General features: G+C 49.5%; 23 protein-coding genes. 7 read left to right on the top strand and 16 right to left on the bottom strand.

Annotation, left to right across the window (positions count from 1 at the left end; translation table 11 throughout):
• Window positions 1-132 precede the first annotated feature (132 nt).
• On the top strand, window positions 133-462 hold the full coding sequence (locus tag ACY0JR_RS16515) for a TerB family tellurite resistance protein (RefSeq protein ID WP_462635238.1): 330 nt from the start codon (window positions 133-135) through the stop codon (window positions 460-462).
• A gap of 11 nt (window positions 463-473) precedes the next feature.
• On the opposite strand, the gene ACY0JR_RS16520 is transcribed toward ACY0JR_RS16515, so the two are convergent.
• The 14 genes from ACY0JR_RS16520 to ACY0JR_RS16585 form a co-directional block, all read right to left on the bottom strand.
• Window positions 474-1,106, bottom strand: a complete 633-nt coding sequence (locus tag ACY0JR_RS16520; protein WP_462635239.1) for a hypothetical protein — start codon at window positions 1,104-1,106, stop codon at window positions 474-476.
• Between the two features lie 102 nt (window positions 1,107-1,208).
• Window positions 1,209-2,966: an SLC13 family permease gene (locus ACY0JR_RS16525; protein ID WP_462635240.1), complete on the bottom strand. Its 1,758-nt coding sequence runs from the start codon at window positions 2,964-2,966 to the stop codon at window positions 1,209-1,211.
• 160 nt (window positions 2,967-3,126) lie between these two features.
• Window positions 3,127-4,320, bottom strand: a complete 1,194-nt coding sequence (locus ACY0JR_RS16530; protein WP_462635241.1) for an aspartate aminotransferase family protein — start codon at window positions 4,318-4,320, stop codon at window positions 3,127-3,129.
• Window positions 4,321-4,848: 528 nt separating this feature from the next.
• Entirely contained in the window at window positions 4,849-5,301 is a 453-nt protein-coding gene (locus ACY0JR_RS16535; RefSeq protein ID WP_462635242.1) for a Spy/CpxP family protein refolding chaperone, read from the bottom strand.
• A 10-nt stretch (window positions 5,302-5,311) separates the two neighbouring features.
• A complete protein-coding gene (locus tag ACY0JR_RS16540; RefSeq protein ID WP_462635243.1) occupies window positions 5,312-5,746 on the bottom strand; it encodes a hypothetical protein in 435 nt (144 codons plus the stop codon).
• 56 nt (window positions 5,747-5,802) lie between these two features.
• Window positions 5,803-6,342 (bottom strand): RNA polymerase sigma factor, encoded by a 540-nt coding sequence (locus ACY0JR_RS16545; RefSeq protein ID WP_462635244.1) that lies wholly within the window; start codon window positions 6,340-6,342, stop codon window positions 5,803-5,805.
• Between the two features lie 357 nt (window positions 6,343-6,699).
• Window positions 6,700-7,653, bottom strand: coding sequence for a transketolase family protein (locus ACY0JR_RS16550; RefSeq protein WP_462635245.1), 954 nt, complete (start codon window positions 7,651-7,653; stop codon window positions 6,700-6,702).
• A gap of 6 nt (window positions 7,654-7,659) precedes the next feature.
• Window positions 7,660-9,048 carry a vWA domain-containing protein gene (locus ACY0JR_RS16555; RefSeq protein WP_462635246.1) on the bottom strand — a complete coding sequence of 463 codons (1,389 nt, stop codon included), beginning with the start codon at window positions 9,046-9,048 and terminating at the stop codon, window positions 7,660-7,662.
• Between the two features lie 55 nt (window positions 9,049-9,103).
• Window positions 9,104-9,961 (bottom strand): transketolase, encoded by an 858-nt coding sequence (locus ACY0JR_RS16560; RefSeq protein WP_462635247.1) that lies wholly within the window; start codon window positions 9,959-9,961, stop codon window positions 9,104-9,106.
• A gap of 197 nt (window positions 9,962-10,158) precedes the next feature.
• Window positions 10,159-10,464 (bottom strand): helix-turn-helix domain-containing protein, encoded by a 306-nt coding sequence (locus tag ACY0JR_RS16565; RefSeq protein WP_462635248.1) that lies wholly within the window; start codon window positions 10,462-10,464, stop codon window positions 10,159-10,161.
• Window positions 10,445-10,789: a type II toxin-antitoxin system RelE/ParE family toxin gene (locus tag ACY0JR_RS16570; RefSeq protein ID WP_462635249.1), complete on the bottom strand. Its 345-nt coding sequence runs from the start codon at window positions 10,787-10,789 to the stop codon at window positions 10,445-10,447. The genes ACY0JR_RS16565 and ACY0JR_RS16570 overlap by 20 nt, the downstream gene beginning before the upstream one ends.
• Before the next feature lie 131 nt (window positions 10,790-10,920).
• A complete protein-coding gene (gene bcp / locus ACY0JR_RS16575; RefSeq protein WP_462635250.1) occupies window positions 10,921-11,367 on the bottom strand; it encodes a thioredoxin-dependent thiol peroxidase in 447 nt (148 codons plus the stop codon).
• A gap of 151 nt (window positions 11,368-11,518) precedes the next feature.
• On the bottom strand, window positions 11,519-13,435 hold the full coding sequence (locus tag ACY0JR_RS16580; RefSeq protein ID WP_462635251.1) for a M23 family metallopeptidase: 1,917 nt from the start codon (window positions 13,433-13,435) through the stop codon (window positions 11,519-11,521).
• Entirely contained in the window at window positions 13,422-14,033 is a 612-nt protein-coding gene (locus ACY0JR_RS16585; RefSeq protein WP_462635252.1) for a fumarylacetoacetate hydrolase family protein, read from the bottom strand. The genes ACY0JR_RS16580 and ACY0JR_RS16585 overlap by 14 nt, the downstream gene beginning before the upstream one ends.
• A gap of 241 nt (window positions 14,034-14,274) precedes the next feature.
• Here ACY0JR_RS16585 and ACY0JR_RS16590 point away from each other — a divergent pair, with 241 nt between their 5' ends.
• Window positions 14,275-15,063 (top strand): M48 family metallopeptidase, encoded by a 789-nt coding sequence (locus tag ACY0JR_RS16590; RefSeq protein WP_462635253.1) that lies wholly within the window; start codon window positions 14,275-14,277, stop codon window positions 15,061-15,063.
• Window positions 15,064-15,673: 610 nt separating this feature from the next.
• Here the strand turns inward: ACY0JR_RS16590 and ACY0JR_RS16595 are convergent.
• Both ACY0JR_RS16595 and ACY0JR_RS16600 read right to left on the bottom strand, forming a co-directional pair.
• Complete coding sequence (locus tag ACY0JR_RS16595) at window positions 15,674-16,495, bottom strand: exonuclease domain-containing protein (protein WP_462635254.1); 822 nt, start codon at window positions 16,493-16,495, stop codon at window positions 15,674-15,676.
• A 10-nt stretch (window positions 16,496-16,505) separates the two neighbouring features.
• The gene (locus ACY0JR_RS16600; protein WP_462635255.1) at window positions 16,506-17,888 is read right to left on the bottom strand and encodes a UDP-N-acetylmuramate--L-alanine ligase; all 1,383 of its coding nucleotides are present in this window, start codon (window positions 17,886-17,888) and stop codon (window positions 16,506-16,508) included.
• Window positions 17,889-18,343: 455 nt separating this feature from the next.
• Here ACY0JR_RS16600 and dnaB point away from each other — a divergent pair, with 455 nt between their 5' ends.
• The 5 genes from dnaB (at window position 18,344) to ACY0JR_RS16625 (ending at window position 25,513) form a co-directional block, all read left to right on the top strand.
• Complete coding sequence (dnaB, locus tag ACY0JR_RS16605) at window positions 18,344-19,912, top strand: replicative DNA helicase (RefSeq protein WP_462635256.1); 1,569 nt, start codon at window positions 18,344-18,346, stop codon at window positions 19,910-19,912.
• Window positions 19,913-20,229: 317 nt separating this feature from the next.
• Entirely contained in the window at window positions 20,230-22,032 is a 1,803-nt protein-coding gene (locus ACY0JR_RS16610; protein WP_462635257.1) for a chloride channel protein, read from the top strand.
• Window positions 22,033-22,159: 127 nt separating this feature from the next.
• Complete coding sequence (locus ACY0JR_RS16615; RefSeq protein ID WP_462635258.1) at window positions 22,160-22,735, top strand: glycosyl-4,4'-diaponeurosporenoate acyltransferase CrtO family protein; 576 nt, start codon at window positions 22,160-22,162, stop codon at window positions 22,733-22,735.
• Window positions 22,736-22,927: 192 nt separating this feature from the next.
• Entirely contained in the window at window positions 22,928-23,377 is a 450-nt protein-coding gene (locus ACY0JR_RS16620; RefSeq protein ID WP_462635259.1) for a hypothetical protein, read from the top strand.
• 219 nt (window positions 23,378-23,596) lie between these two features.
• Window positions 23,597-25,513 carry a S41 family peptidase gene (locus ACY0JR_RS16625; protein WP_462635260.1) on the top strand — a complete coding sequence of 639 codons (1,917 nt, stop codon included), beginning with the start codon at window positions 23,597-23,599 and terminating at the stop codon, window positions 25,511-25,513.
• Window positions 25,514-25,671 lie beyond the last annotated feature (158 nt).

Genomic DNA, 25,671 nt, shown 5'->3' on the forward strand with positions numbered 1-25,671 from the left:
AAAATCATTCACCCTTCTTACAAACACTCTATGTTTTCAATTTTTGAAAGTGAAGAAACAAAACGGCTTAAAAGCCATATTGTTAATCTGGGAGCATTGGCTAAAATTGATGGGCACATAGATTCAGCGGAGATGGAACACATCATTGCTATTGGAGAACGCAAAGGAATGCGGGCGCAGGATGTGCGCGCCTTGCTGGCCAATGCCACTAACGTGAAACCGGCCCTGCCCAACAATGACATGGACCGTTTTGACCAGGTCTACGACTTAGTGGAGATGATGTTAGCTGATGGCATTGTAGATGACAGTGAAATGGAGTTCTGTATTGACCTGGCCACCAAAATGGGTTTCCGGAAGGCCGTGGTAGGCGTGTTGGTCAAGAAAATAACCACCGGCGTGAAAGATGGGCTCACCCGCGAGGAAATCAAAGAAGAAGCCATCCATTTTCTGGAGCTCCAGTAAGCAACTACCTTTCAATCTCCTGATTCATATTTTCTGAATTTCCCATTCTCCCAAACGTACGTGGCCGTATTCTTCTCTGCCCCCACAGAAATACCGTCCTGCGGAAGATTCACCTCTTTACGGGTGGCCCCCTCATACACTTTCTCTGCTTTTCTAGCCAGTTTCAGGTAGCGGGTGCTTCCTTTTTTCTCCTCCACGTCTTCCAACGGGTGCCGTTCCAGCAGATGTTCCTGAAAATCATCTGGGCTGCTCTTCAGAAAAACGTAGATGAACGCTGAATCCCGCTCCATGAGCTGAATGGCGTAATCCATTTTCTTGTCGCCGTTGAAATCTGCCTGTATAAAGTAGGGGCCCTGCTCTTCTTTGGGTACACGCGCAGCGTCTTGCGTGGTGAGGGTGGGTAATTGCCAAAGACCGTGCGTGCGGTCCAGGTGTACTTCTAACTCGGCGGGAAGCTGTTGTTTTACATCCAGAGGAAAGGTAGTGGTGGCGGTTCCGTCAATGCGGGTATTGGAAACGGAGTCTACCACTTGTTCGTTTTTGGCAGCTACTTTGGCAACAGGTGCATCGGTTATGTTTTCCTGAGCTTTTTCTGGGGAACACCCCAGCAGCAGGACAAATGAAAAAAGAAGGGCTCGGTTCATACTAGAAAAGACGTTGTTTTCTCTGTACGAACGAAAGAAGGGGAAGTCTACTTTGAAGAAAGCGTTTTCGGCCTGATTTCTATAAACCAGGCCGAAAATACCTTATAATGGCCAGAAGATAGGAACCAATACCAGGATAATAGCCACCAGCAAGATGGTCAAACCTGAGCCAATTTTCAGGAAGTCTTTAAACGAGTACTTACCCGGACCATAGACCAGAATACACGACGGCTCAAAAGGCGTGACCAAGGATACCGAGGCAGACAGCATAATGGCAATAGCGAAAGACCTGGGGTTGGCGTCTAGCTGAACGGCCGTCTGCAAAGCTACAGGCAATACCACCAACGCCGCTGCTGCATTAGACATTGGTTGGGTTAAGAATACGGTTAAGACGGCAAAGCCTGCTAAGATGACGATAGTACCGAAGGGCTTCAATAAGCCCACAATGGCATCGGCCATGAATTTGTCGGCCCCGGTGTTTTCCATGGCTAGCCCGAAAGCAGTCATACCTCCAATCAAGATTAGTAAGCGCCAATCAATAACTTGGTAGGCCCTGTCTGTAGTAATGCACTTAAATAAGACGCTCAGCAAAGCTGCCCCCAGAAAACAGATAGACAGGGGCAGAATATTGAAACTACCTAAGATAATAGCGAGAATAAAGAAAGAGAGGGTGAGAATGCCTTTGCGTTTCTTGAACATGATAGGCTTAAACTCATCCAAAACGGCCAAATGTTGGTTTGATTTGATGTATTCTAAGCGTTCGGCAGGGCCTTGCACCAAAAGCATATCGCCTAGCTGCAGCTGTACATCGCCAATCTTGGTCCTGATGGTTTCCCCCTGCCTTGAAACGGCCAACACAATCAGACCAAATCTCCGTTGGAATTCTACTTGTTTGATGGTGTTTTTGAGGAGGTCAGATTTGCCCGTAATCAAAATCTCCGCCAGCCTGATATCTCCTCCTACTAAGTCCTCCTCTACAATCACATCGGCCAGAATCTGGATTCCCTTTGTCTCCTTTACCTTGATCAGGTCACCCATTTCCCCTTCCACCAAGAGCACGTCACTGGGCCTGATGCGGGTACGGTAATCTGGAAGAAAATTTTCCTTGTTCCGGATGATGTTCAGTATCCTGAAACCCATTTTGGAAAGGTCTGAGGTGAACGCCACCTGTCCAATCAAGGGGGAGTCTTCCTGCACAATGATTTCGCTCAGGTACGTTTTGATGTTGTATCTGGTAGTGAGGCCTTGCGTGGTGGTGTTCGGCAACATGCGCTTGCCAATGGTCATCATATACGCGATGCCCACCACAAAGATGATCATGCCAATGCCCGTGAATTCAAAAAAACCGAAGGGTTCATAGCCGGCCTTGCTCATGTAGCCGCTCACCGCCACGTTGGTAGAGGTGCCAATGAGGGTACAAGTGCCACCTAAAATGGAAGCGTAGGCCAGGGGCATCAGGAATTTAGAGCTGCTGGTGCGCATTTTCTTGGCTACCCCCACAATGGGCGTCACGAAGAGCGCGGTCACAGTGGTGTTGTTCATGAACGCCGAGACCAACCCGGGGAAGAACATGATAGAAAACAGAAGCGCATTGGGCCTATGCCCAGCATGGCGCATGAGCCAGTTCACCAGGAAATCCAGGATACCCGTGTCTTCCAGCGCCGTACCAATCACGAAAATAGAAGCCAGAATAATGATGAAATCACTGCTAAAGCCCGCGAAAGCCTCTTCTGGGGTAATGATTTTGAAGCTGGTTAAAATAATCAGCAGAATAATGGTGACTATATCTACGGAAAGCTTTTCTGAGGCGAAAAGAGCGACAGCAGCCAAAAGTAAAAACAGAACTAAGGCTATTTCCATGAGGGCAGCGCGAGGTTAAACGTAGGAGTCGTAAAATCTAAATAGAGGTATGGCAAAGCAGCGAATTAAGCAGGTTTGAATTCGTGTCTTGTACTGCAACAGGATATAAAAGGTTCAAGATTACAATATAGATATTTTGCGTTTCTTTTTAGGGAAACTGCTACGAACGTACTTCCTCAGCAATGGCCGCCAGAATGATGTCACAGGCCTCGTCAATCTCAGGGAACGTGATGGTAAGGGGAGGAGCAATGCGCATGGATTTGTCGCAGAACAGAAACCAGTCAGTGAGGGCTCCTTGCAGGATGGCATTGTCAATGATGGGCTTCAAAATGTCAAAAGAGTCAAATTCCACCGCCATCATCAAGCCCAGATTCCTGATTTCCTTGATGGCTGGGTGTACCAGTCTTTCTTTGAACCGGGCCGCTTTGGCGGTAACCTGGGTCAGCAAACCCTCTTCCTGAATCACCTGCAACGTGGCTAACGAGGCCGCGCAGGAGACCGGGTGTCCGCCAAAAGTGGTGATGTGGCCCAGCATGGGATCATTCTTGAGTGAGTGCATGATTTCCTGCCGGGAAATGAACGCCCCAATGGGCATACCGCCGCCCATGCCTTTGGCGCAGGTAAGAATGTCTGGTACCACGCCAAACTGCTCAAACGCCCAGAAGGTACCCGTACGGCCACACCCACTTTGAATTTCGTCCAGAATGAGCAGCGCGCCTACATCTCTGCAACGGTTCTGCAAAGCCTGTAGGTACTCTACGGATGGCACACGTACTCCCGCTTCGCCCTGTACCGTTTCCAGAATAACCGCCGCCGTACGGGACGTGATTTGCGCCAAATCTTCCAGTTGGTTGTGCCGAATATGGCGTACATCTGGTAAAAGGGGCCGGAAAGCCCGCTTGAAACTCTCAGAGCCGTTCAACGAAAGGGAACCCTGGGTAGAGCCGTGGTACGCGTTGTTAAAAGCGACCAACTCCGTACGGCCCGTGAACCGCTTGGCCAGTTTGCACGCTCCCTCTACCGCCTCACTTCCCGAGGAAACGAAATACACATTATCTAAACCGGCCGGAAGGGTTTGGGCCAGCGCATGCGCCAGTTGAGCCGGAGGGGCTTGTACAATTTCTCCGTACACCATCAGGTGCAGGTATTTGTCTAGCTGTTCCCGAATGGCCTGTAGTACCCGTGGGTGACGGTGCCCCACGTTGCTCACCCCAATCCCCGATATCAAGTCTAGATACCGTTCGCCCTGCGGACCGTACATGTACACGCCCTCGGCTCTTTCCACTTCTAAAAGCAAGGGGAAATCGGTGGTTTGGGCTTGGTGCTGCAAAAAAAGCTGACGGGGAGAGAGCATAGTGGTAGTAGTTTTTCTGCCGCAAAGATACGAAGAAGGATTTTAGCCCATCATTGTACTTGCCGCCTGCCAGTGATTGTTTTCTACCATTAGATGATGTTTCTCATTTGTTTTCGGGAAATCAGGCTTAAAGCCGAATCTTAATGTTATTTTGTGTATGCTGAGTCAGCAAGTGGATTTTGAGGCTTTCGCCTCACGGGAGTTGCAAACTTCCAGAAACCATGGTCCAAGTTGAAAACTTGAACCATGGTTTCTGCTTGAATTACGGTCTCTTGAGAACTCATTGCTCCTATGGCGCGGAAGTAACTTCCGCGCCATAGAGATATTCGCGACATAGGAGCAAGTCATAGGAGCAATAAGTAATGCGAAAATAATTCCCTGCCTTAGAGGGATAGGGGTGAGTTTACTTTCCAGAACAACGCATAACGAGCATCCCAGAAATGGCTAGTTTAGGAGCCTTTTCCCGGAAAACAGCCGACAAACAAAAAGGGAGACTCGCGCCTCCCTCTTTACACTAAAACCAATTCTTTAATTTTTGGCGGTTTGCAGCCGTTCCAGCAGCAGTTTGGTGAATTCCCGCTCGGCCCGGTAAAAGAGCGCCAGTTGGCGGGGGCTGATGATGCGCAGGTATTTTTCCATGTACTCTTTTTCAAGGTTGAGCTCCCGTTGCCGGATGTTGAGGCGGTTCTCCAGGCCCGCCTGAATCTGCTCATCGGTGAGGGTGCTTAACTTGTCTTCCCTGAATTGGCGGCTTTTCTGGCGCAGTTCATTCCGGCGGTTGTCGTGTTCCTGGTAAACGGGCCAGAAACGCTGCGCCTGCTCGCCGGTCAGATTCACTTTATCGGTAATGAACGCAATCTTTGCCGTTTCAATCTTTTCAATGCGGGCTTTGCGTTCTTCGGGTGTTTCTTTCTGGCCTTGGGCAAATGCAACGGAGCCCGTGAGCAGCAGAAACAGTACTAGTAACTTCGTAAACTTCATTCTTCTTGTATTAACGGTACTCAAACTCCTCTTCCAACAGCTCTTTGGTTTGCTCATCACTTAGGTCTGTGCCAATATCTGCCTTGCGCACGTCCAGGAACTCCAGCGAATGATGGGGCACCACGGCGGGAACTTCGGCCAAATCGGCGGTTTCCAGGTCTACATGGGTCACCAGGTACTGGTAAATATCCTTCTGAGACACCTGAGACATCAACGCATCTGAAGAGGAGGGGGTGTCACTGAAGTACTGGGTTGCCAGAAAAGACAGCGCAAACACCACCCCCAGCGAAGCACCGGCAACGGCCGTTCTAAACTGCCAGAACCAGGAAACCGGAGAGACCGAGCGCGGTTTGGCATACGCCGTACGCTGCATGATGCGCGTAGGCAAGGCCTCAAAATAATGCTCCGGAACTTTAAAGCCCGGGTCTTTGGGTAATTCTGCCATATCTAGCTCCTTTTTCCTTTCCATCTGATTCTTAGATACTATTTGCCTCCAGAGGTTTAATCTTTTTTCAAATATTCTTCAATTTTTTTTACCGCAATGTGGTAGGAGGCTTTTAGGGCCCCCACCGAAGTGCCCAGAATCTCAGAGATTTCTTCGTACTTCATGTCATCAAAGTATTTCATGTTGAAGACCAGCCGTTGCTTGTCAGGCAGACGCAGAAGCGCCTTCTGGAGTTTCAGTTGCACCTCGTCACCGGAGAGCGAGTCTGTAGAATCCAGCTTTTCAGAGAGCTCGGCGGCTACGTCATGGATGGGCAGGAAAAAGCGTTTCTTTTTGGCACTCAGGAAGTTGAGGCATTCGTTGGTGGCAATGCGGTAGATCCAGGTGTAGAGTTGAGAATCTTTCCGGAAATTTTCCAGATGCGTCCAGACTTTCACGAAAACCTCCTGGGTCAGGTCATCGGCGTCATCATGGTCAATGACCATTTTACGTACGTGCCAATAGACTTTCTGCTGATACTTGCGCACCAGTTGGTTAAAAGCCAGGTTACGGGAATCTGGGTTCTGAAACTTCTCTAAAATGTCTTTGTCTTCCAAGGGAAGGGCGTGGTTCGTTGTTAGGTACTAGTGGTGCGTGTAGAGGTCTATTCAGATTCTAGAAGAAATAATTTGTAAGATATGAAAAATGCTTCTGTTTGAGGGCCGTTTTCTGAAAAACAGCCCTCAAACAGAAGCAGATGGATACCTGATTTTACACAAACCTGCTGATGGTTCCCTGCAAGTCTGGAAACTCGCTTCATCCCAAGTCACGAGACTTCAGTCTCGCGCCAGTTGGTTTTTTAAACCTGTGAGGTCTCCAAGACCTCACAGGTTTAAAAAACCTTTTGGAAAAACAGACTTAAAACAGAAGTTCTAACAACGAACAACTAATCACTGACAACTAAAAACTGACAACTACTTACGGGCCAGTACACGCTGCACGGCGGCAACAATGCTTTGCTCATTCAGGCCGTACTTCTCCATTAATTGCTCAGGGGTACCGCTTTCGCCAAAAGAATCATCTACGCCAACTAATTCCTGCGGTAGCGGCATGTTCTGGGCCAGTAAGCGTGACACAGATTCGCCTAAGCCACCGTTGAACTGGTGTTCCTCTGCCGTAACCACGCAGCGGGTTTTGCTCACCGAGGTTAAAATCGCTTCCGTATCTAAGGGCTTAATGGTGTGAATATTGATAATCTCGGCGTCTATGCCTTGTTCTTCCAGCAGTTTGCCCGCCAGAATCGCTTTCCAAACCAAGTGGCCGGTGGCAATAATGGTCACGTCTTTGCCCTCATTCAGCATGACGGCCTTGCCGATTTCAAATTTCTGATCAGCGGGGGTGAAGTTAGGCACCACTGGGCGGCCGAAACGCAGGTACACCGGACCATCATAATCGGCAATGGCGATGGTGGCGGCTTTGGTCTGGTTGAAGTCACATGGGTTGATGACGGTCATGTTGGGCAGCATTTTCATCATGCCAATGTCTTCCAGAATCTGGTGCGTGGCCCCGTCTTCGCCCAATGTCAAACCGGCGTGCGAAGCACAAATCTTTACGTTTTTATGGGAATACGCCACACTCTGCCGTATCTGGTCATACACCCGGCCGGTAGAGAAGTTAGCGAAGGTGCCTGTAAACGGGATCTTACCGCCAATGGTCATTCCAGCCGCCAAACCAATCATGTTGGCCTCGGCAATACCTACCTGGAAAAAGCGCTCGGGAAATTCCTTAATGAAATCGCCCATTTTCAGTGAGCCAACCAAGTCAGCACAAAGGGCTACAACATTAGGATTGGTACGGCCTAGTTCCAGCAGGCCAGCCCCGAAACCAGAGCGGGTGTCTTTTGATTCTGAGTATGGAAAGTCCTTCATCTTAGCTTAGTTGAAAAGTTTTATCGTAGTCGTTAAATTAGATTGAATACTAAAGTTCTTTACGTCCGTGAACTGGCTTCCCTTGGCAGATTTCATTCTGAAAACCAAACGGTAACGCCCCGGCTGTAAAGGTAAACTTATTTTACTGCTGCCTTCGGGCAGGTTCCAGAGCCATTCCTGGCTTCCGTCGTTCCTGAGCAGGTACAGACTGCCGTAGCCTTGCAGGTCCTGTGTAATATTAAGGGCACCCGGCGGCGGAAACGTAACCTGGGTTGCCTGCCCTTGCCTGATAGTCACCATCTGCCTGATGCGCGGCAAGGTAAGTAGTTCCACCTCATAGGTGCCGGTCAGGTACTTTTGCTGGCTGGGAAAACGCTGCGTCTGCAACAGAGCCGGACTGCCTTTCTCCCGTACCAACGCCGTCATGGAGCCGTACCCGGTAGGGGCATCTTGCCGCAGATACAGATATCCTTGCGGCGCTTTCACCCGGAACACGTTGTGCCGTCCGGGTTTAATGTCCAGATTGTTTACTTCTACGGCTGGTATGGTGTTCACCACCAGGTTATACGAGAGCAGCGCGTCAATCTCCAGCATATCGGGCTTGCCCGAGGCATCTCGGTAATGCACGAAATTGTATTCCGGTTGACCGGTCACGTTATTGAGGAACGTCAGGTTCACGTTGGTTTCCACGGGCTTTCCGGCCTCATCCGTGAGTTCCACTGAAACGGTGGTTTTCTTGAGCGCAATGCTGATCACGTTCTCCATGACCTGCTGGAATGTCTTGATGTCTGAGGCGTTGTAGTATTGCCCCATGCACCCAAACTGCTGCGCGTACCCGGGGTCATCGCCTAAGCCAATGATGAACGGCTTCAGGAACACCCGCTTTTTCTGCAAGGCCAGAGACGTGGCGCAAGGGTCACCGCCGCAACTCTCCAGCCCATCGGTGATTATGATAATCACGTTGCGGGCGTTTGGGTCCTGCGGAAAATCATTCGCTGACTGCTCCAGCGAGTACGTGATGGGCGTATTGCCTTTGGGCGTAATGAGTTGCAGCCGTTTCTTAATGTTGGCCGCATTATGGGCCGCAAACGGAACCTCTAGCTTGGTGTCTTTGCAGTTCTTCTGCGTCACCGGAGATTGGTGGCCGTACACGCGCAGCGCTATTTCCAGGTTGGCGTAAGTGTCCAGGGAATCGGCCATGCGGGCCAGCATGTTTTTGGCCACGGCCCAACGCTGGCTGGTTTCCCATTTCGCCATCATGGAGCCCGAAGCATCCAGCAGAAACAACAACCGGGTTTTCTTGGGAGCGGGAGCCTTGTTTTGCGCTGCCGCAGGCAAAAGGGTCATGCCTCCCACCAGAAGAAGGCAGAGCAGCCACAAGCACACGGAACGCATTTGCTTCATCTCCAACAGAAAAGGGCAGGCACCACGGGCACCTGCCTATGATAGATTAATAATCGTTGAGGGTTTCTTTGAGTTGTACCAGCGCCTGTTCTAACTGGGCATCATTTGGTGCCACCCCATGCCATTTGTGTGAGCCCATCATGAAGTCTACGCCGTAGCCCATTTGGGTATTCATTAAAATACAGATAGGCTGTCCCTGACCAGTCAGCGATTTAGCCTCGTCCAGCACGGGAATAAGGTTGGCGAAGTTGTTGCCGTTGTCGCAGTGCAGCACTTTCCAGCCGAAGGCCTCAAACTTGGCCCGCAGGTTGCCCAGGCTCATTACCGCATCTACCGGACCGTCAATCTGCTGCCCGTTGTAATCTACGGTCCAGATGAAGTTGTCTACTTTGTGGTGGGCAGCGTACATGGCGGCTTCCCATACCTGGCCTTCCTCCAACTCTCCGTCGCCCGTTAACACGTACACCAGTTTATCATCGCCATTCAGTTTCTTTACCTGCGCGGCACCAATAGCTACCGACGGACCCTGGCCTAAAGAACCAGACGCAATGCGGATGCCCGGCAAATGTTCCTCCGTGGCGGGGTGCCCTTGCAGGCGGGAATTCAACTTCCGGAAGGTAGCCAGCTCTTTGGGGTCAAAGTAACCAGCGCGGGCCAGCGTGCTGTACCAAACCGGCGAAATGTGCCCGTTAGACAAGAAAAACAGGTCTTCGCCAATGCCGTTCATGTCAAACTCAGGTTTGTGCGTCATCTGCCGGAAATACAAGGCTACCAGAAATTCGGTACAGCCCAGGGAGCCGCCCGGGTGCCCTGAGTTAACGGCATGCACCATGCGCACGATATCGCGACGTACCTGATAGGCCACGTTCAGCAGTTGTTCCGCGTCGTAGTTGAATGGATTCATATGGTTGATGTGAAGATTTTATGTTTGAAAACGTGAAGATGCGTCTTGGACTATGTGGGTTTAACGTCTACTTTGGGTAAAACACGCCAGAAACAGGAAAGGGTTGCTACTTTTGTTTAGTACATGCAAAGGTCTATTGAAGCAAAGATTTTGTATGTACCCTTTCATAGGTGCTTATGATTTAACTTTTCAGGGTGTTAAAGTTTAATTGATAGTTCTAATTGCCCCCCTAACCCAAGTTCAATGATTTTTTTAAGTGTTGAAATACGCACCTCTTTAAGGTTATTTTCAATTTTGGAGATATAGGATTTTGTGGTCCCAACTTTTGCAGCAAGTTCTGCTTGCGTCAAGCCTTTTTCAAGTCGGGCTTCATGAATCAAGGCTCCAATTTTGAAGTTCTCGTATCCTTCCTCTAAGTCATCCCGCTTTTTAGTTCCTACTTTTCCGTAGTGTTTATCCTTGAATTGGTCAAGCGTCATGATATTATTTTCTTCGGCTTTCATATTCTTCTTTAATTTTTAGCGCCTTTTCAATTTCCTGTTTGGGTGTTTTCTGTGTTTTCTTTTGAAAGCCATTTGCCAAAACAACTAATTGGCCTTGGTCAAAGAAGCAAAAGATTCGATATATGTCGCTTCCTTGCTGAACCCGAATCTCAAAGAGCCCTTCCGTGTTCTCAATGTGCTTGAGATATGTTTCAGGAACTCTTGGAAGATTTTCTATCAAGTCAAAAGTCCAGATAATCTTATCTTTCACTTTGTCCCGCTGTTTCAAAAAGAACTCCTCAAAATAACCCTTATAGAAAATGATGTTACGGTACTTATTAGTCACGAAGCAAAGATAGGAATGGTTGCACTAAAGTGAAACTTGCTTGATGAATGTTCAATCAGAAACAGGTATTTATACAGTATTACTTTTTAGTAATTCATAACAACTTACTTTGGTATGTAACGCTCCCCAGATTACTTCAGCAATTGCGCCGTGTGGTTCTTGGTGTCTACTTTGGTGATGATGTCTTCAATCTTGCCTTCTTCATCTATCACGAAGGTGTAGCGCATGGTGCCCATGTATTTGCGACCGTACATGCTTTTCTCCTGCCACACGCCATATTTCTCCACAATCTCGTGCTCCGTATCGGCTAAAAGTGGAAACGGCAGGTCAAACTTTTGGATGAACTTCTGGTGCGATTTCTCATTGTCTACGCTCACGCCCAGCACCACATAGCCTTGGGCCAGCAGCGCGTCATAGTTGTCGCGGAGGTTACAAGCTTGCGCGGTACAGCCGGGCGTATCATCTTTGGGGTAGAAGTAGAGTACCACTTTTTTGCCTCTGAAATCACTCATCTTCACCGGCAAACCGTTCTGGTCTTTCACCTCAAAGTCTGGGGCTGCGTCTCCTATTTGTAGCATCGTTTTGATTGTTAGTTGTTGATGGCTCAGTTGTAAGAAAGCGTTTATAAGCTGGTTTTAGGAAAGTTGCCTGAAAGCGGTTTCTGCTTGCTAAAGAGACTTAAAAGCCTCATTTATTAAAACAACAATCTATAACCAACAATCAGCAATATTAAATCTTAGTAGTATACACGGCCTCGTTACCCATGGCATCTTTCACGCGCAGGATTACCTCTCCGCTTAAAGGTACTGTTTTATCCAGTTTTTCAGAGGTGAGAGTAGAGGTTTTATGCTCCCATTTCAGGAGCAGCCACTGCCCGTTCACTTCGCAATTCCAGGACGCAATGCCCGACAGGTTATCCCAGATTCTAAAACTGAGTTGATTGGCAGACTTACTCACCAACTTGATGGTAGGCACCACGGTGTCGCTCAAAACTTTAAACTTGCCTAAATCACGGGCACTGAAGGTGATGGCGTCTCCGTTCCAGGTACCACCTAAGAATCCGGCCCCTTTGCCCCAGCCAAGCGCGTACACGGCTGCTTTGGATTTATCCAGCGGTAACTTGGTAGGCCTGATGGTCACTTTAGCGGGTTGGAAAAGGGTAGTCAATGGATTGTTGATGCTGAAAACATCCTGCGCGTCGCGGGTGGTTTGCAGGATGAGCGTGTCATAGAGTGAATTCTCCCGGAAGGTGATGTCCATGAAACGATTGGAGTACAGGTACTCGGTACCGGGCGGAACCAGGTGGTTGAACGGGAACCGAACTCTGGTGCCGGGCACTTCCGCCGAATCTGGCAATCCGCCAATCAGGTTGTAGAGGTACACCGAACCTGCTTTGGTGGTGTACGACGGAATCACGGCGTATTTGTAGTTGCCAATATACAGGTCCAGGTTGCGGGCCTGCTGGGCGGTGTCGGCTACCGTAATCTTCAGGAAACTATCCATCACCTCGTGCCCGATTTTGGGTTTTACCACCTTCGGCGCAGCCGTGGCTTTGTAGGCGCTGCTTTCTCCTTTTATATAGAAGCGCAGTTGCGACACATTCTTGTAAGAATCTGAAAGATCGGCCACCACTTCATACACTTTGCCTTCCTCTATTCTAAAGCGGCCCCGGTGGTGGTCGGTTTCATAGATGGGCAGGGTATTGCCATCGGCTACGTACAGGCGCTGGAACGCCCGGTTGTTGAGCTTCAGAACGGGAAAGTTGATGTGGGCCGAAACCTGCCGCTGCAGGTCAAACGGAACGCCGTCAATGTTGTGGCGGTAAACGGGTTCGCCGTTGATGCGCAGTTCCATGGCTTGTACGCCGTTGGTATTGGCCGCGCCGTTGTACTGGTCAATGGCCTGAATCTCCAGCCCCAGCAAACCAGCGGCGGTGAGCGTGTCTGAGATAGTAAAGACGTTGCCCTGTTTGACGGGCGTAAACTCACGGCGCGTGAATTCGCCGTTTACCCGGGCATCAAGGCTTTGCGGATTCAGGGCGAAGTTGTATACGGTAGGCGGAATCTGGTCCACAATCTCTGAGAAACCATAGCGTAGCGGATTGAGCAGGCTGTTTTTACTGTCGCGCACCTCAAAGTGCAGGTGCGGACCGCCCGAGCCACCCGTGTTCCCCGAGAACGCGATCACATCGCCTTTTTTAACGGGAAACTGCGACTCATTGAATGTGGCTTCCACGTCGAACGCTTTTTTCTGGTACTGCAAGGCCAGCATGTAGTCTGCTAGTGCCGGGGTAAAGTGGTGCAAGTGGCCGTAGGTGGTGACCAATCCGTTAAGGTGCGTTATATACACCAGATAGCCGTAGCCGTAACTGGAAACCTTCACTCTAGAAATATAACCATCGCCGGCGGCGTACACGGGCAAGCCTATCTTACCTTCGGTCTTGATGTCAATGCCGCCGTGAAAGTGGTTGGGCCGTATTTCGCCCATGCTCCCGGAAAGAAAGTTCTGGGTGCCGGGTTTAATGGGGAACGTAAACGGATTAGCGGTAAAAGGGGGTTGGGGTGCTGGCTGCTCCTGTGCCACCGCCGTCCCGCCACTGCCCAAAAGAAAAGCTACTAAAAAAAAACGTACGCTATTTAACTTCAAAATTCAAAAGGTTTTTGTCTTCTATGAACGCCTCAAGTCTGTCTCCTATTTTAACCGGACCCACGCCAGCCGGGGTGCCTGTGAAAATAAGGTCCCCTTTTTTAAGGGTGATGAACCGGGACATATACGCCAGAATTGCGCCAAAGTCATGAATCATCATGCCAGAATTTCCCTGTTGCTTCCATTCGCCGTTCAGTTTCAGGCCGAAGTTGATGTTATCAAACGCCGGAAAATTTTCTACCGGTAAAAAGTCTGAGATAGGGGCCGAGCCGTTGAAGCCTTTCGCCAAGGTCCAGGGCAGGCCTTTGGTTTTGGCTTTGGTCTGTAGATCACGGGCGGTAAAATCTATGCCAATGCCAATGCCGTCAAAATACTTGGCCGCGAATTTAGGCTGAATGTTTTTGCCTTCTTTGCTGATTCTGAGCACCAGTTCCACCTCGTAATGGATGTCTGTGCTATAGTCTGGGAAGTAGAAGGGCTCATTATTGCGCAGAACGGCAGTGTCGGGTTTAAAGAAGATGACGGGCTCATCTGGAACCTCGTTCTTCAGTTCGGCAATATGTTCTGCGTAGTTACGACCTATGGCTAATATCTTCATGACTTTTTGTTTTCAAAGATAGGACATTCTCTTTGCCGCCTCAAGTCTGGCAAAAAGTCTTGAGAAAAATAAAATTGGCATGAATTTGTATAGTGCTTACAATAGATTTGCGCCCGTATTTCTCTACGGCCAACACTTTGTCTTCTATTCTCCGTATAGGTCAGCGTTCCTATACCGAAGTCAAAGCCGTATAGGAGTGGATTATTGTATTACCCTTACTAACCTATCTATGAAAATGAGCATGTTTAGAAACGCCCTCTTCTCCTTAGCAGTTCTGCTGATGGTGGGGTGTACCACAGTACCTATCACCGGACGGCGGCAAGTATCGCTGGTGAGTGACCAGGAAGTGATCCAGATGTCTTTCCAAGCCTATAGTGACTTGCTGAAACAAAGCAAATTGTCTTCCAATGCCTCGCAAACCGCCATGGTGAAGCGGGTAGGGCAGCGGATACAACAAGCCGTAGAACGTTTCATGACCCAACAAGGAGCCGCTGCGCAGTTAGAAGGCTACCAGTGGGAGTTCAACCTGATTGATGACCCTAACCAGCAGAACGCGTTTGCCATGGCAGGCGGAAAAACGGCCGTGTACACCGGCTTGCTACCTGTTACCCAGAACGAAGCTGGTCTGGCGGTTGTGATGGGCCATGAGATTGCCCACGCCATTGCCAAACACTCCAACGAGCGCATCAGCCAGCAACTTTTAGCTGAATACGGTGGTGCTACTTTAGGTTCTTTGGGCGGAGGAGCTTCTACCCAGGTTATCAACTCCGTTTACGGTATTGGCGCACAGGGTCTTCTCTTGAAATACGGCCGTACCCAGGAAACCGAAGCCGACCGCTTAGGCTTGATTTTCATGGCCATGGCCGGTTATAACCCGGAAACAGCTATTCCCTTCTGGGAAAGAATGGCCGCCAACAGCAACGGGCAAGCTCCCCCAGAAATCCTGAGCACGCACCCCTCAGATGCTACCCGTATCGCGAACATCCAGAAGAACCTGCCCGAAGCAAAGAAATACTACGCAGCCCGCTAAGCCATGAAAGCTAAAACCAAATGGTTTGTCTTCAGCGCCGTCTTATTGGCGCTGCTGCTGAAGTCAGACAAAGCAAGATAGTAGCACGTAGTGCGTATAAAGTAGCACGAGGAATGATTATGTAAAACAGAGAGGTCTCTTTCTCATAAGAAAGAGACCTCTCTGTTTTAGGGTTGTTTTGGTAAAAGAGGCTTGAAAGGGATAGCCTGTAGAGACCAAGCTCCGCTTTAGTTTTACGTTTGGTCATTGTAGGGGCAATCCTTTGTGGTTTCCCGTGCGTTTGCACCGCAGCATAGGTTGTTGTTGATTAGATCAGTGCCGTTAGGCGGAAAGGCATGGCGTATTTCCTCAGCACAGATACCTCCTCGTTACAGGGTAACGAGGCTACATTCCCTTATTCCGTAGCGACGTTACCCTGTAACGTTGTACACATTCCTGATAATATCAATAACAGCGAGGATTGATAGGATAAATCCGCGCCATAGCTAAATAAAACAGCAAGGCTTCTTTCAAAGTAAAGAGGCCTTGCTGTTTAGAGGCTGTTTTTAAGAAAACAGCCCAAAATCTATTATCTAATTCGTGCTACTTGAAACACGAAACTTGCTACAGATCAAAATTTCAAAGCTGTCTGCTGCAAAGCCCCACGAAGCTTAATACGAGTCAGAACTTTCTTCGTGTAGAGCGGGAAGTCGCCTTTCATCATCCAGTCATAATAGCTGGGTTCTTTCTTGAGCACGTCCATCACAGACACATTTTTATGCTTCCCGAAGTTAAAGACCTCTACGCCGTTGTTGTTGAACACAATGCGACCAGCTAAATCGGCGGTTTTCTGGAAGGTGAATTTGTGTAGGGCCTGCATGTCATTCTGCACTGGGAAAATACCTAGGTCCTCGGCACCGGGTAGGGGTACTTGCTCGTACATTTCTACCTGTGATTTCAGGATTTCGTAGGTGGCAATGGTGTCGGCTTCAGCGCTGTGGGCGTTCTCCAGCGGTTTGTGGCAGTAGAACTTGTAGGCCGCCGAGAGGGTGCGCTGCTCCATCTGGTGAAAAATGCGGCACACGTCTACAATGGCCCGGTTCTCAATGTCAAAGTCAATGTCTACGCGCAAAAACTCCTCGGCCAGCAACGGAATATCAAACTTGATGAGGTTGAATCCGCCCAGGTCACAGCCACGCAGAAACTCATCCAGGGACCGCGCCAACTTGGCGAAGGTGGGGCAATCGGCCACGTCATCGTCGTAAATCTTGTGGATCATACTGGACTCAATGGGAATAGGAACGGTGGGGTTGACGCGGGTGGTCTTGAGGATTTCCTCGCCGTTGGGCATCACCTTGAGCATGCTTATCTCCACGATGCGGTCGCGGCAGATGTCCACTCCCGTGGTTTCCAAGTCAAAAAAGACAATGGGTTTGCGCAAATGTAATTTCATGAACCTGGGGTTAGGAAGCGGTGATAGTATTGGCCAATTGCTGCAAATCCAGGTTTCCGAAGTTGCCGGACGTCATCATGAGCAGGTTTTTGTCTTTCCAGTTATTGTTGAGCAGATACTCTTGTAAGGCCTGATTATCGGTGTACACTTCTATGTTTTCATCGCCAAACGCTGCCTTCAAATCCTTGGGGTCCAGCGGAGGCATGCGTTTGTGTTCCAATGTCTTGGGGTTGAAGTACACAATCTTCACATCCGGCGATAAGAACGTGCCTTTGTATTGCGGCAGAAAATCTTTGTTCAAGCTGCTGAAGGTGTGCAGTTCCAGACAGGCAATAAGCTTTCTATCCGGGAACTGTTTTTTAAGGGCCTCTGAGGTTGCTTTTAATTTAGAAGGGGCGTGCGCGAAATCTTTGTAGACCAACGTGTGCTCGTTCTCACCAATTTTCTCCAGACGGCGGGCAGCTCCCTTGAAGGTAGCCAATGCCTCATAGAAGGCCTGTCCTTTGATGCCGATCTGCTTGCAGACTTCTTTAGCCGCGCTGATGTTGCGCAGGTTGTGCTCCCCAAAAAGCTGAATCTCTACATCGTCCTTTTTGGTTTTTAGCACTGTTTTGCCGCTTTTCTTGATTTTGTGCTCATGGATGGTGTACCCAATGTAGTTTACATCAGAGTTGTTGGGCACGCACACTTCCTGCACCTGCTCATCATCCTGGTTGTAAATGAGGGTACCAGCCTTGGGTGTCATGTCCACGAAAATGCGGAACTGCTCACGGTAGTTTTCTTCGGTTGGGAACACGTTGATGTGGTCCCAGCTGATGCCGCTGATCACCCCAATGTGGTGGTGGTATTTATGGATTTTAGGCACGCGCTGGATAGGCGAGGAAAGGTACTCATCGCCTTCAATCACGATGATAGGAGCCTCCTCTGTGAGTTTCACCATTAGGTCGAAACCTTCCAGCTGGGCACCTACCGCGTAGTCAAATTGGCGGTTGTGGTACTTGAGCACGTGCAGGATGATGGACGTGATAGACGTTTTGCCGTGGCTACCCGCAATTACTATACGCTGCTTGTTTTTAGACTGCTCGTAAATGAACTCGGGGAAAGAGAAAATCGGAATGTTGTGTTCCTGCGCGTAGAGCAGCTCGGGATTATCCGGGCGGGCGTGCATGCCCACAATCACGGCATCGGGGGTGGAATGAAGTTTTTCGGGGAACCAGCCTTCTGCTTCGGGGAGCAACCCTTCGGCGGCTAATCGGCCTTTGGCAGGTTCAAAAATCTCATCGTCTGAACCTGTAACATTCAGGCCTTTCCGGTGCAATGCCAGGGCGAGGTTATGCATAATGCTACCCCCAATGGCAATCATGTGAATGTGTTGATACGCCTCTGTACTCATGTAGTCTCAATCAAAGAGAGCAAATGTAGTGATTTTAGAATACGACCTTCTACGAGAGCAGCAACGGATTTGTGGATATCTCCTAAGAAATTTGTGGATTACTTAAAAGTCTACCCCTTTTTCACCCTCCTAAGAAGCCGGAAATGAAATGGATTCTGGTCTATTTTTGGTTAATATTTAGAAAATAAGCTACAAACAGAAGGAGCTTTTATGGCATTTAGAAAGTGGCCATCTTTCTAGAGTTAGCTAGAAATAAATGCAGCAGAAACGTTGCAATTAGTATATTGCTTCAATCCGAGGTGAATTTTTTTAAATCCATTTCATGCCTCTTCTTTCATTGACCTGAAGAAAATCAAGGATATACCTTTTAGGTGCCAAACCCTATTTAGGGGGTGTGGATATGTTTGTGGATTACCTGAGGCGGTAACATTCTTACATTTGCTTTTATGGAGGAGATGAAATTAAAAGCGACGCGAGGTAAGGCTGCCTGGAACCCCAAGCAGACCGTATCTCCGGGTATGGGAAAGCTTCCGCCGCAGGCGTTGGAGCTGGAAGAGGCGGTGTTGGGTGCGCTCATGTTGGAGAAAGACGCCCTTACGGCTGTAATTGACTTATTAAAACCCCAAAGTTTCTACAAAGACGCGCATCAGCGCATTTTCAAGGCCATTCTGGCCCTGTTTGACAAATCAGAGCCGATTGATATTCTTACCGTCACCCAGGAGCTGCGCGAGCAGGGCGAACTGGAGTTTGTGGGCGGTGCCTTTTACGTGACGCAGCTCACCACCCGCATCAACTCGGCGGCGAACATTGAGTTTCACGCTCGTATCATCACGGAAGCTGCCATTAAACGCGATCTCATCAGTATTTCCTCTGAGGTGCTGGGCCGCGCCTATGAAGACACCACCGACGTATTTGATCTACTGGACAGTACCGAAGCCAAGTTGTTTGAGGTTTCTGAAAGCAACATCCGGAAGAACTTTGATGACATGCAGTCTTTGATGCACAAAGCCATCAAAGAACTGGAAGCCAAGAAAAGCCAGAAAGAAGGATTGACTGGGGTGCCAAGTGGTTTTACGGCGCTGGACCGTGTTACTTCTGGTTGGCAACCTTCTGACTTAGTAATCCTAGCCGCTCGTCCGGCGATGGGAAAGACGGCGTTCGTGGTTTCAGCCATGCGGAACGCTGCCGTGGACTTCAACAAAGGCGTGGCGATCTTCTCCCTGGAGATGTCTTCCATTCAGTTGGTAAACCGCCTTATTTCGGCGGAGGCCGAATTGGAAGGGGAGAAGATCAAGAAAGGAAACTTAGCGGATTACGAGTGGGCGCAGTTGAACCACAAAATCTCCCGCTTAAGCCAGGCCCCTATTTTCATTGATGATACCCCGGGTCTTTCTATTCGGGAGCTTCGCACCAAATGCCGCCGTTTGAAAGCGCAACATGATATCCAAATGGTCATCATTGACTACTTGCAGCTCATGAGCGGTAACACCGAGGGAAAAGGCGGCGGTAACCGTGAACAGGAAATCGCGTCTATCTCGCGGGCCTTGAAGCAGCTGGCCAAGGAGTTGAACGTGCCTGTAATTGCGCTTTCGCAGTTGAGCCGGGCCGTGGAAACCCGCGGCGGCGACAAAAAACCGATGCTTTCCGACTTACGTGAATCTGGTTCCATTGAGCAGGATGCCGATATGGTGGTGTTCCTGTACCGTCCGGAATACTACGGTATTACTGAGGACGAGATGGGTAACCCAACTTTGGGGGTAGGTGAGGTAATCATTGCCAAACACCGGAACGGTGAGGTGGGCAGCGTGCACCTGAAATTCATTGGTAAGTACACCAAGTTCGGGAACCTGGAAGACGGCTTCGGCGGTGGTGGCGGTTTTGACGGTGGCGGCGGAGGTTTCCCCACTTCAGACTTTGAAGGCCCATCCGCTGGCGGAGGTCCCAACACCATTAGATTAGGCAGCAAGATGAACGATGGCGGCGGATTCCCGGCCTCCTCGTTTGATGATGCGCCTCCGTTTTAAAGATATTTTAGAGAAATCAGCACAAAAGCCACCTCAGAAGAAGTGGCTTTTGTGTTTTAGAACCACTGCTAAATCTCACTCCAATCCCATCTCTTTTCACACGCATTCCGTCGCCCTTTGAAGGGGGACAATCAGATAATCTGCCTTAGACTTGGAAGAAGTGATGTAAAGGAAGAGAGGAAAGTCATTTGCGCAGGAATTTATGGAAGCAACCCTGATGGGCTGAATTGGTAAAAGGGAAAAAGCGCCAACTAAGTTTTCAGGTCTTAAAATATGATGGTTAACTTGGGCGCTCATGGAGCATATTTGGTAGGGTAATGGCTAAAAGGCAGACGCATTCTTTTCTTTATAATTCCTGGCGATTTGCCCTTATCTGGCTACAAAAACGCTTAAACAGACACCAATTGCTGTTGGTGTTCAGTGTGTTGGTTGGGTTTTCGGCGGGAATTGCGGCGGCTGTGCTTAAAACATTGGTGCACTACATCAGGCAGGAACTGGTGACCAACCGTTCTATTTCCTTCCAGAATCAGATTTACCTGATCTTCCCGTTGGTGGGTATTCTGCTCACAGTGTTGGTGGTGAAGCTATTCCTGAAGGGGAGACTGGAACGGGGAGTGGCCAGTGTGCTGGTCGCCATTTCCAGACGTTCCAGCAGATTAAGACGGACCCAGATGTTCTCTAATATTATCACCAGCGGCATTACCGTGGGGTTTGGCGGCTCGGCGGGGTTAGAGTCGCCCATTGTGGTGACGGGTGCCGCCATTGGGTCTAATTACGGAAAGGCTTCTTTTTTTACCTATAAAGACCGCACCGTGCTGCTGGCCTGCGGGGCCTCGGCGGGCATAGCGGCGGTGTTCAATGCGCCCGTGGCGGGGTTGCTGTTTTCCCTGGAAGTTCTGCTCACCGAAGTAAGTATTTCCTCCTTCATTCCCTTGATTTTGGCTTCGGTAGCGGGTGTGCTTTGTTCCAAGGTGATCATGCGCGAAGAAGTGCTCTTCGACTTTCGGGCGTTGCAGCCTTTTGACTATCACAACATTTTATTCTACCTGTTGTTGGGGCTGCTATGCGGAGTGGTGTCCATCTACTATGCCCAGGTGACGCTAAAAATAGAGCGCTTTTTCCATAAAATCGGGGAAAACAATAAACTGGTGAAAGCGCTGCTGGGAGGTTTGGTGCTGGGCTTGCTGGTGTTTGTTTTTCCGCCACTTTTTGGGGAAGGCTATGAAAGCATCAAGAACCTGTCGCAGGGCAACGTGGGGGCGCTCTTTCAGCAGAGTCTGTATGAACAGGTGCAGCATAACGAGTGGTTTGTACTGCTTTTTATTGGCGCTATTGGCCTGGTGAAAGTGGTGGCGACCTCGGTGACGTTAAGCAGCGGAGGCAACGGCGGCAACTTTGCGCCTTCTCTCTTTGTAGGCGGTTACGTGGGTTTCTGCTTCAGTAGGTTGATAAACATGATCTCAGATTTTCGGCTGGCCGAAGATAATTTTACGGTGGTGGGCATGGCCGGTATTCTGGCGGGTGTCATGTACGCGCCGCTCACGGGCGTTTTCCTCATTGCCGAAATCACCCACGGGTACGACTTGATTATTCCGCTCATGATTGTGGCCGCGGCCAGTTATACCCTGGTGCGGCGCTACAATCTGTACTCCATGGACATCCGGGATTTGGCCCGCAAAGGCCAGATTCATACCCATGACCGCGACCTCAATATTCTACGTTCTTTAGCAGTGGAGGAGTTGGTGGAAAAGAACTTTCAGATACTGCACCCTGCTACACCGCTGCGCCAGATAGTAGAAACCATAGCCGCCTCCAAACGAAATCTCTTCCCGGTGGTAGCCGAAACCAATCAATTACTGGGCATTATTGTGCTGGATGATCTGAAAGAGGTCATGTTCAAAAGTGAGCTATACGATACGCTTTCGGCGGAAATGCTGATGAAAGCCCCTCCTGCGCAGGTTGAACTAACCGAGGAAATGCCCGAAGTGATGCGCAAATTTGATGTCACGGGCGCTTGGAACTTACCCGTGGTAGACAAAGGAAATTACCTGGGCTTTATCTCAAAATCCAGCGTTTTCATGGCGTACAGAAGCTTTTTAAAGGTACTTTCAGAAAAATAGCGCTTAAACAGAAAATTGAGCAGGGCATTCTGAAAAATTGACCCCCGTTTCACGGGTATTTTCAGGTAAATGCCTCAGAATCAGTTGTAAGTGCTTACCTTGGCTTGTACCTCTCAAAAATAAGGGAATGACAAATGTTTACTTAAAATGGGCGTTATGTGTACTGGTAACGTTGGTGACGCTGGCCATTTGTTACTACGTAGGTCAGCGGTTTAGCGTATCTTCCTTTGTTTTTAGTTGGGTCCTCAATTTCCTGCTGATGAGTTGGTACACACTGGTGGCAGCTATCCTGGTGCCGTCATTTGCTTCTGGTTATTTCCGTTTAAAACCTTTTGAGAAAGGAGGGAAGGTGTACACGTACCTGGGGGTTCATCTTTACCGGAAACTGCTGGTCTTGGTGGGCTGGGAGAAACTGAATAAACACAAGAACCCAGTTAAAAAGAACCTCTCAGCTATACGTGCGTGTGAACAGGGCTCCCGGAACTCAGAAGCAGGTCATGCTATTATTGCTGTGATGGTGTTTGCCACGGCTGCCCTTTTTACCCATTCTTTGAGTGAGGCAAAATGGCTGCTTCTACTGAATGTCGTCTTCAATATTTACCCGGTACTCCTGCAGCGCTACAACAGACCCCGGTACAGTAGGGTACTTTCTGCTTTGCAAAAAGAGAAAGCACCCCAATCTTCCAAAGAGAAATTCGTCTAGGTTTCTAAGTACTAGTTCTTCAAGTCCTGTTTTTCTATTTTAGAGCAGTTTTCTGTAAATCTGGTATAAAACAAGTGGGCAGCAAAGCGGTTCCTGGTAAAACTCCGTATAGAAACCGGCTACAGAAAGTGACATTTCCTATTGTGCTCTTGGAGTGGTAAGTTCGTGGTAGAGTTGGCTTAGTTTGGATAAATGAATACGTTTCAATTAAAAAGAGGCATCCTTCGCCTGGAGGGGGACCGAATCTTCATCAGTGGAAACCAGGCGGGGTATGTGAAAGTGCTGCACCTGATTGCGGCGTGCTGCTGGGCGGTTTTTTTCTCCTTACAGGCGCAAAAACACTACAAAACCTATCTGCTCACCCGCGAGTTGTACCAATTGCTGTTTACGGTGCTCACGGCGGGCATTGTCCTGTTCTGGCTGTACGTGGGCTACACCCGCGGCTTGAAAGATCCGGCGCAAGATGAGATTGACGTGCGGCAGATTGTGAAGGCCCAAAAGGAATCCAGAACGTCTGCAGAAAGGCCCATGATCACCCTCTTTCTGGACAACAACCGCAAAAGAACCCTGGAATTCCATGATTTAGATGATCTGCATTTCGCCAGATCTTTGGCCGGGCGGGGGGTATTGGTAGTGGAATAGCAAAATAAGCGCAGACCAACCATCGTTTCCTTTTTAGGCTGTTTCTAAGAAAGTAGGCCTAAAACAGAACGGCAAGCAGGTAAGGAGTGGCCTGAATTCTCTCCTTTCTTGCATAACCCAAACGCTGCGGAGTGCCTTTTGCGTAAGGATAAAGCAGCGCCAATCAACCTCACGCGCACTTTCGGGCGTTGTACCCGTCCGTAAATGAAGATTTCCCCTATGAGACCAAGCTACCCCAAGCCAACTTTTTCGCCAAAAACTTTCGGTTTTCTGTTAAGCTACCGGGTTCAGCTTCTGCTCATTGCCATCTGTCTTTTAAGCGCGAGAAACGGACTGGCCCAGACTGATTTTGATTCTGAAAAGCAGCTGTATTTTTTCAGAATCTGGGGGCATCTCAAGTACTATCATCCGGCCTCGGCCATGGGTCACCTCAACGCCGATTCTTTGTTTTTGCACCACCTGGGCAAAGTAGATTCGGCGAAAACCCAGAAACAGGTCAATGCGGTGTTCAAAGAGTTGCTGAAGAGCGTAGCCGTTCCAAACAGCGAGAAAGTAGGTCCGCAGCAGGATTCACCACAAGGTGCGATCCTGCTCAAAAACCTGGACGATGCGTGGCGCACCAAAGCCAAATTCCTGACTTCGGCTAACCGCAAGGTCCTGAACCAGATATTTGAACGGCGTTTCACCGGCGATAAGCACCATTACACCTACGTGCGTAACAACCCGTACGGCGGCACCATGCCCCATGAGCCCACGTACGCGGCAGAGCCGAAGGAGAACCTGCCGTATCCGCTCCGGATGCTGGCTTTAGCCAAGTTCAAGGCGTTTGTAGACTACCTGTACCCTTACAAGTACCTCATGGACCAGAACTGGGACGAGGTCATTCTTCAGCACATTCCGCTGTTTGCCAAGTGCGCCAGCCGGGCCGAATATGAGCGTCTGCTGCTAGTGGTGAATGGTCACTTAGATGACACCCAGGCGTATTCCTTTTTTCGGCAACTGCATCACCGCGAGGAACTGTTCAAAAACCGCTACTATCCGCCGTTTGACTACCAGTTAGTTGAGAAGAAGCTAGTGGTCACCGCCATTATTGACGAGGCGCTCTGCAAACGCTCCAACATTCGCCGGGGCGATGTGATTGAGGGCTTAGACAGTGTGGCGGTAGGCGAGTGGGTGAAAGCCCTGGATGCCTTGCTGTCGGTTTCTAACGAGAACGGCCTCTGGACTCACGTAGGCGAGTGGGGCGACAACCTGTTGTTCCGGTCAGAGGACCCGAGCATGCAGGTGCAGCTAACGCGGGGCAAAGAGCAGTTGACCACCACGCTCCGGCTCATGGACCCTACCCAGACGGCCAAAGCGAAGCTCATAGATGCCTATTTCAAAAAGAAGCAGGCCGTGCCCGCCAAAAAGAACAAAGGACTGGAATACGCCGCCAAAGGCATTGTGCATTTCAAGATAAACGATACTTTCAGAATGATCAAAGATGAGTCTTCAGACGAGGATTACCGCCTCATGGACTCGCTCCTGAACCGGGCCATCAAAGCTCGAGGCATCATCTTTGACATGCGCGGCGAGCCCGACAACAGTGATTTCGTGTTCCATTACGTGTACAAGAAGTTCGGGAAGCAGAACCACTACTTCGCGAATTATTTTCAGTTGAACCCTTACCAATTGGGCACGTACCGCCTGCTTACCCAGCCCGAGGTCTATTATCCCACGGAGTTTACCCCTCAGGAAGCCACCTACGAAGGCAAAGTGGTCATTCTGGTAAACGGCACTACCCAAAGCATAGGTGAGTGGCACACCATGAGCCTACAGCGTCTTTTCCCCGGCAGTATAACCATAGGCGAGCAAACCGCCGGTGCCGATGGCGATGTGAAACGCATGGTGCTTCCGGGCAACTACGTGGTGACCCTCTCGGGCAACGGCATCTACTACCCCAACAATTCCGTGACCCAACGCCTGGGCGTGCGCCTGGACGAAGAAGTACACCCCACCCTCCAAGGCATCCTCGCCAACCGTGACGAACAACTGGAAAAAGCCCTGGAACTAATTGGGGTAGAAGAGGAGAAAGTTGCGCCCAAGAAAGCAGCCCCCAAGAAGAAAGTAGCCAAGAAAGTGCAAGCGAAGAAGTAACCTCTTCTTCCTGTTAATGCAGGGAGAAGATTCCCCACACGTTGCTCCTTTCTTTGTATTTACTATTGTTTATATTAGGTGTAGCTCCTATGTTGTATATAGTGCAGATAAGCGTAGGGGGTACGTATAGGTGGTAGTTGTGGTGCATTATAATTATA

It is taken from the genome of Rufibacter sp. JT3400010 (genome assembly GCF_054956755.1).